We start from the raw sequence: 6,974 nt of genomic DNA, 5'->3' as shown, positions 1-6,974 counted from the left end.
CGCTGGGTCTGTTCCAGCAGCGCCCGTCCAGTGGTTGGGGTACGCCGGAGCAGATCACCGACCCCGAGTACTCGACGCTCGCGTTCCTGAAGGGTCTGAAGCAGGTCGACGGTTGGCAGGACATGCCGCTGACCGAGGCCGCCCAGACCGTGCAGGTCTCGGCCTACCCGGACGCGTACGCGCAGTGGGAGCAGCAGGCCGCCGACATCGTCGCCCACAACTGGAACAGCTGACACAAGCAAGCGCTGGCCGGCACCCCGAACGGGTGCCGGCCTTCGGCGTCTCCGGGTCAGTCGACCTCGGCGACCAGTTCGACCTCGTACCCCTGGGTGTCGGAGAGGTAAGCCGCGTAGGTCTCCGGGCCGCCGGCGTGCGGGTGCCGGTCCGGGAAGAGCAGTTCCCACCCGTGCCCCGGCGCGGCGGCGACCAGCCGGTCCACGGCGGCCGGCGGGCCGGCGTGGAAGGCCAGGTGGTTGAGACCCGGTGCGCACCGGTCGTGGGCGCGCCCGGTGAGCGCCGGCGACTCCTCCAGGACCAGGTACGTCGGGCCGAGCCGCCAGGACCGGCCGGCCGGCCAGTCCTGGTACGGCGTCCAGCCCAGTTCGCCGAGGAGCCAGCCCCAACTACGCCTGGCAGCGGCGAGATCGGGTACCCACACCTCCACGTGGTGCAGCGCGCCGACGGTCAGCGCTTGCCGCCCGGCACCCATAGCACATCCCCATCCGGATTTGCCGTTCTTGACAGGATAAAGAGCAGATCGGAGAGCCGGTTGAGATACTTTGCCGGGAGCGTGCTGGTCCGGTCCGGGTCGTGCGCGACCAGCGCCCACGCCGCACGCTCGGCGCGCCGGGCGGTCGTCCGTGCCACGTGCAGCAGTGCCGCGCCAGCGGTGCCGCCGGGGAGGATGAAGGAGTCGAGCTTGCTCAGGCGCGCGTTGTACTCGTCGCACCAGCCCTCGAGGCGCTCCACGTACTCCTCGGTGACCCGCAGCGGCGGGTACTTCGGGTCCGGCTCCACGGGGGTCGCCAGGTCCGCGCCGACGTCGAACATGTCGTTCTGGATCGACCCCAGCACCGCGCGCAGCTCGTCAGGGAGCTGCCCCAGGGCGAGCGCGACGCCGATGGCGGCGTTGCACTCGTCCACGTCCGCGTACGCGGCGATCCGCGGATCGGTCTTCGGCACCTGCTCGTTGTTGCTCAGCCTGGTCATGCCGGCGTCGCCGGCCTTGGTGTAGATGCGCGTGAGGTGGACGGCCATGACGCACAGCCTACGGATACCGGACCTGACGATCCCGGCGCGGCCGGCGCGCGCCGGCTGGCCGGCCGGTGTGGGGCCGGGTGACGCCGGCGACCCGGCGGTCAACGACGTCGACGTCATCCGGGTGCTCGGTGAGGCCCGGCTGGCCGGCACCGTGCACGTGGTCGGGGCGAAGAACTCGGCGCTGAAGCTCATGGCGGCGGCGCTGCTCGCCCCGGGGCGCAGCGTGATCACCAACGTCCCCCGGATCACCGACATCGCCATCATGGGGGAGGTGCTGCGCCGGCTCGGCTGCGTCGTACGCTTCGCCGCCGACGACCCGGTCGACCCCATGGTGGCCCGCGGCGGGGTGGAACGGTCGCGGTCGGTGGTGATCGACGTGCCGGAGCAGCCGGGCGCGGAGGCCGACTACGACCTGGTCCGCCGGCTGCGCGCGTCGATCTGCGTGCTCGGGCCGCTGCTGGCCCGCCGGCGGTACGTGCGGGTGGCCCACCCCGGTGGGGACGCCATCGGCTCCCGCGGGCTGGACATGCACATCGCCGGGCTGGCCCGGATGGGCGCGGAGATCTCCGGCGAGCACGGCTTCGTCATCGCCGAGGCACCGGACGGGCTGCACGGCGCGGACATCCCGCTGGACTTCCCGAGCGTCGGCGCCACCGAGAACCTGGTGATGGCGGCGGTGCTGGCCCGGGGCACCACGACGATCGACAACGCGGCCCGGGAGCCGGAGATCGTCGACATCTGCACCATGCTGAACCGGATGGGCGCCCGGATCGAGGGGGCCGGCACGTCGACCCTGCACATCGCCGGGGTGCCCGAGCTGCGCCCGGTCCGGCACGCCACGGTGGGGGACCGGATCGTCGCCGGAACGTGGGCGTTCGCCGCCGCCATGACCCGCGGCGACGTGACCGTGACCGGCGTGGACCCGGCCTACCTGGAGGTCGCGCTGGACAAGCTGGTCTCGGCCGGCGGCCTGGTGGAGACCCGGGGCGGCGCCTTCCGGGTACGCATGGACGACCGGCCGAAGGCCGTCGACGTGGTCACGCTGCCCTTTCCGGGCTTCGCCACCGACCTGCTGCCGATGGCGATCGGGCTGGCCGCGGTCAGCGACGGGGCCTCGCTGATCACCGAGAACATCTTCGACGGCCGGTTCATGTTCGCCAACGAGATGATGCGGCTCGGCGCGGACATCAGGACCGACGGTCACCACGCCCTGGTCTGCGGCCACGAGCGCCTCTCCGGCGCCCCGGTACGCGCCACCGACATCCGGGCCGGCGCCGGCCTGATCATCGCCGGGCTCTGCGCCGACGGGGTCACCGAGGTCTCCCACGTGCACCACGTCGACCGCGGCTATCCGGACTTCGTGGCCGACCTGCGGGCCCTCGGCGTCGAGGTGGAACGCGGCACCGCACCGGAGGAACCCGACCTCGCCATCTGAGAGGGCCGCCTTAGCAGTCGTTCAGCCTCGCGGATTAGGGTGCTCGCAGACACTCATTTCAGCGAGGGAGAAGCAGATGGCGGGTCGACTCGCGGTCGTCGGTGCCGGGTTGATGGGCTCGGGCATCGCCCAGGTGGCGGCGCAGGCGGGCTGGCAGGTGACGCTGCGCGACCTGGACGACGCGGCCACCAAGCGGGGCGTCGACGGCATCCGGAAGTCGCTTCAGAAGTTCGCCGAGAAGGGGAAGATCGAGGAGTCCGAGGTCGAGGCGACCCTGGCCCGGATCACCCCGACCACCGAACTGGAGGCGGCGGCCGACGCGGACATCGTCGTCGAGGCGGTCTTCGAGAAGATCGAGATCAAGCACGAGGTGTTCCGGGCGCTGGACAAGATCTGCAAGTCCGACGCGGTGCTGGCCACCAACACCTCGGCCATCCCGGTCACCCAGATCGCCACCGCCACCGAGCGCCCGGAGTCGGTCGTCGGCACCCACTTCTTCTCGCCGGTGCCCATGATGAAGCTGTGCGAGCTGGTCCGCGGCTACAAGACCAGCGACGCGGCCCTGGCCACGGCGAAGGCGTTCGCCGAGGAGATCGGCAAGACCGTCGTGGTGGTCAACCGGGACATCGCCGGTTTCGTCACCACCCGGCTGATCTGCGCCCTCGCCATGGAGGCGGTCAAGCTGGTCGAGTCCGGCGTGATCTCCGCCGAGGACCTGGACACCGCCTGCAAGCTGGGCTTCGGCCACGCCATGGGCCCGCTGGCCACGGTCGACCTGACCGGCGTGGACGTGCTGCTCAACGCCAGCAAGAACATCTACACCGACACCGCCGACGAGAAGTTCTTCCCGCCGGAGCTGCTCCAGCGCATGGCCACGGCCGGCGACCTGGGCCGCAAGACCGGCCAGGGCTTCTACAGCTACTGATCCGTGGGCGTGACGCCCCCGGCCGCCCCGGTTGGGGGCGTCACGCTTTCGGCGGGGTGAGGGCCGCGCCGAGCAGGGCGAACGCGTCCGGGATGACGCTGCCCCAGTAGGCGAAGTTGTGCCGGCCGTCCGCCCAGGCGGCGCGTGCCGGGGGCTCGGGCAGCGCCCGGGACAGCGCGCGGACGTCCTTCAGGAAGTTGTCCTGCCGGCCGCACAAGAGGCCGACCGGGGTGCCGCGCAGCCGGTCCACGCCGGCGAAGACCGCGTCGCCCGGGCGGACCGCGGGGGAGAAGGCGGCCACCGCGCGCAGCCAACCGGGGTACGCCTCGGCGAGGAGCAGCGCCCCGAACCCGCCCATCGACCAGCCCCAGGCGGCGAGCCGGCTGCTGTCGAAGCCGCGCCGGGCGCACCAGGTGGGCAACTCCTCCCGGACCATCCGCTGCGGGTCGTCGTCGCCGGAGCGGCGCCAGGAGAGCCGGCCGCCGGTCGCCCCGGCCAGCGCGAAGGGCGGGGCGCCACGGCGTACCGCGTCGGTGAGGAACCGGGCCAGCCCGAACCGGCCGTAGTCGCGGGGCGTGGCCGAGGCGCCGTGCAGGACCAGGCAGACGGGCAGGCCACGGCCGTCGCCGTACCCCTCGGGCACGGCCGTCCAGAAGTCCACCTCGCGGTCGCGGGCCCCGGACCGGATGCGGATCAGGCGCTCGTCCCCGGCCGGCGCGTCGGGCACGGCGGGCGCCGGCCCGGGCCGGGGCTCAGCCAGTTGCCGGGCGGCGAGCCCGCCGACCACCGCGGCGCCGGCCACGCCGGCCGCGGCGCCCAGCAGGGTGCGCCGGGTCAGGAGGTGAGCCATGCCCGCGAGTGTGCCACCCGCGGTGGGTGCCGTCAGCCGTCGCGCTTCGTGGTCCAGCGGAAGGTCGTCAGGCAGAGCACCAGGCCGATCACGCACCAGAGGCCGAGGACGAGGGCGACGCGGCCCAGCTCGAACGAGCCGGCCGGTTCCTGCGCCCCGAAGCTGTCCGGCAGGAAGACCGACCGCAGGCCCTGGCACATCCACTTGAGCGGGAAGAGCGCGGCGACCTGCTGCATCCAGCTCGGCAGGCTGGTGAAGACGAAGAACACGCCGGAGATGAACTGGAGGACCAGGGCGACGGGGGTGACCACCGCCGAGCCGCTGCGGGCCGTGCGGGCGAGGGACGAGATGGCGATGCCGCAGAGGGTGCAGGCGGTGACGCCGAGGACGGCGACCCAGCCGAAGGTGGCCCACTTGGCGGCGGTCGCCGGCAGCTTCAGGTCGAACAGCGCCACCGACACGGCGAGCAGCAGCGCCGTCTCGGCGATGCCGATGGCCACCACCATGAGCACCTTGCCGGCGAACCAGACCCACTTCGGCATCGGGGTGCCCCGGTAGCGCTTGAGCACGCCCCGGTCCCGCTCGATCGGGATCCAGATGCCGAGGTTCTGGAAGCTCACCGTCATGAGACCGGTCGCGATCATGCCGGTGATGAAGTACTGCGTGTAGCTGACGCCGGGGACGATCTCGTCGTTGAAGATCGCCGCGAAGATCAGGATCATGATGACCGGGAAGCCCATCGTGAAGACGACGGACTCCCGGGAACGCAGGAACTGGGTGATCTCCAGCCGGCCCTGCCGCAGGGCGAGCGCGGCCCCGCCCCGCCGGCGACCGGGGGCGGCGGCGACCGGGGCGGCCGGCTTCGTGGTGGTCGTCATCAGTGTCCGATCATCCGCAGGTAGACGTCTTCCAGGGTCGGCCGGGTCACGGTGAGGCCGGGGACCTCGCCGCCGAAGCGCGCGGCCAGCTCCGCCACCAGCGCCGTCGGCGTCGCGGTCTCCGCCGTCTCCGGCGCCCCGTCCCGGGTACGCCAGGAGACCGTCGCCAGCGCCTCCTGCCGGTTGCCCAGCCGGTTCGGCGGGGCCACCTCGACCACCCGGCCCGCGGCGATCACGCCGACCCGGTCGGCCAGGGCCTCGGCCTCGTCGAGGTAGTGGGTGGTGAGCACGATCGTGGTGCCGGCGGCCGAGAGGTCGCGGATCAGCTCCCAGAATTCGCGCCGGGCCTCCGGGTCGAAGCCCGTGGTGGGCTCGTCGAGGAAGAGCAGCTCGGGGCGGCCCACGATGCCCAGCGCCACGTCCAGCCGGCGCTTCTGCCCGCCGGAGAGGGTGTGCGTGCGCGCCCGGGCCTTGGCGCCCAGCCCGACCCGCTCGACCACCTTGTCCGGGTCGTCGGCGTCGGGGTAGAAGCCGGCGAAGTGCCGCACCACCTCGGCCACGGTCAGCTCGTCGAACTCGCCGGTGCCCTGGAGCACGATGCCGACGCGGGACCGCCAGCCCGCGTCCGGGTGGGCCGGGTCGGCGCCCAGCACGCGGACCTCGCCCGCATCGCGCCGCCGGTAGCCCTCCAGGATCTCCACCGTGGTGGTCTTGCCCGCGCCGTTCGGGCCGAGCAGGGCGAACACCTCGCCGCGGTGGACGTCGAGGTCCACCCCCGCCACCGCGACGGTGTCGCCGTACGCCTTGCGCAGTCCCCGTACGGAGATCGCGAGCTCGTCATCCATGACGTCCAGTGTGCGACTCCGGCGGGCCGGCCGGCGGCCCGGGGTGTGGTGGTGTCGGCCATGTCGCGCCGCTCCTGCCCGTCGGTCCGCTCCATGGACCTGTGTGGTTTTCCACAGCCCGTTTTACTGAACGGTAACTTAAACTCCGGCCATGGACGAGAAGGCTCCTTCGGGGCGGCTGCCCGAGCGTGACCGGCCCTGGGTGATGCGCACCTACGCCGGGCACTCCTCCGCCACGGCCACCAACGCGCTCTTCCGCCGCAACCTGGCGAAGGGGCAGACCGGTCTCTCGGTCGCCTTCGACCTGCCCACCCAGACCGGCTACGACCCGGACCACGAGCTGGCCGCCGGCGAGGTGGGCCGGGTGGGCGTGCCGGTGGCGCACCTCGGTGACATGCGGGCCCTCTTCGACGGCATCCCGCTCGCCGAGATGAACACCTCGATGACCATCAACGCGCCGGCCATGTGGCTGCTCGGCCTCTACGGCACGGTCGCCGCCGAGCAGGGCGCCGAGCTGGCCCGCTGCGCCGGCACCACGCAGAACGACATCATCAAGGAGTACCTGTCCCGCGGGACGTACATCTTCCCGCCGGCGGCGTCGCTGCGGCTGACCGCCGACATCATCGCGTACACGCTGCGCGAGATGCCGAAGTGGAACCCGGTCAACATCTGCTCGTACCACCTCCAGGAGGCCGGCGCGACGCCGGTGCAGGAGGTCGGCTTCGCCCTGGCCACCGCGGTCGCCGTGCTCGACCAGGTACGCGACTCCGGTCAGGTGCCC

8 protein-coding genes and 1 pseudogene are annotated in these 6,974 nt (G+C 72.5%); 4 read left to right on the top strand and 5 right to left on the bottom strand.

The window, feature by feature from the left end; translation table 11 throughout:
• Positions 1 to 233, top strand: a pseudogene (locus FXF50_RS28980) (hypothetical protein); the annotation flags it as partial.
• Between the two features lie 56 nt (positions 234 to 289).
• Here the strand turns inward: FXF50_RS28980 and FXF50_RS28975 are convergent.
• Together FXF50_RS28975 and FXF50_RS28970 are read right to left on the bottom strand one after the other, a co-directional pair.
• Entirely contained in the window at positions 290 to 709 is a 420-nt protein-coding gene (locus FXF50_RS28975) for a VOC family protein (RefSeq protein ID WP_148432105.1), read from the bottom strand.
• Positions 685 to 1,257, bottom strand: a complete 573-nt coding sequence (locus FXF50_RS28970) for a cob(I)yrinic acid a,c-diamide adenosyltransferase (RefSeq protein WP_091318767.1) — start codon at positions 1,255 to 1,257, stop codon at positions 685 to 687. The genes FXF50_RS28975 and FXF50_RS28970 overlap by 25 nt, the downstream gene beginning before the upstream one ends.
• Between FXF50_RS28970 and murA the strand changes: the two genes are divergently transcribed.
• Complete coding sequence (murA, locus tag FXF50_RS28965; protein ID WP_148432104.1) at positions 1,256 to 2,695, top strand: UDP-N-acetylglucosamine 1-carboxyvinyltransferase; 1,440 nt, start codon at positions 1,256 to 1,258, stop codon at positions 2,693 to 2,695. The genes FXF50_RS28970 and murA overlap by 2 nt on opposite strands.
• 76 nt (positions 2,696 to 2,771) lie before the next feature.
• Entirely contained in the window at positions 2,772 to 3,620 is an 849-nt protein-coding gene (locus tag FXF50_RS28960; RefSeq protein ID WP_148432103.1) for a 3-hydroxyacyl-CoA dehydrogenase family protein, read from the top strand.
• A 40-nt stretch (positions 3,621 to 3,660) separates the two neighbouring features.
• On the opposite strand, the gene FXF50_RS28955 is transcribed toward FXF50_RS28960, so the two are convergent.
• Genes FXF50_RS28955 through FXF50_RS28945 form a run of 3 tightly spaced genes read right to left on the bottom strand, consistent with a single transcriptional unit; the run spans position 3,661 to position 6,193 of the window.
• Positions 3,661 to 4,470, bottom strand: coding sequence for an alpha/beta hydrolase family protein (locus tag FXF50_RS28955; protein WP_148432102.1), 810 nt, complete (start codon positions 4,468 to 4,470; stop codon positions 3,661 to 3,663).
• 32 nt (positions 4,471 to 4,502) lie between these two features.
• Positions 4,503 to 5,348, bottom strand: a complete 846-nt coding sequence (locus tag FXF50_RS28950) for an ABC transporter permease (protein ID WP_148432101.1) — start codon at positions 5,346 to 5,348, stop codon at positions 4,503 to 4,505.
• Positions 5,348 to 6,193, bottom strand: coding sequence for an ABC transporter ATP-binding protein (locus FXF50_RS28945; RefSeq protein WP_148432100.1), 846 nt, complete (start codon positions 6,191 to 6,193; stop codon positions 5,348 to 5,350). Before FXF50_RS28945 ends, FXF50_RS28950 begins: the two co-directional genes overlap by 1 nt.
• A gap of 151 nt (positions 6,194 to 6,344) precedes the next feature.
• Between FXF50_RS28945 and FXF50_RS28940 the strand changes: the two genes are divergently transcribed.
• On the top strand, positions 6,345 to 6,974 hold a 630-nt coding region (locus FXF50_RS28940; protein WP_255510251.1), incomplete at its 3' end, for a methylmalonyl-CoA mutase family protein.

It is taken from the genome of Micromonospora sp. AP08 (assembly GCF_008085935.1).
Taxonomy (GTDB): domain Bacteria; phylum Actinomycetota; class Actinomycetes; order Mycobacteriales; family Micromonosporaceae; genus Micromonospora; species Micromonospora chersina.
The sequence above is the reverse complement of the archived record's forward strand: the minus strand, read 5'-3'. Positions and strand labels throughout refer to the sequence as shown.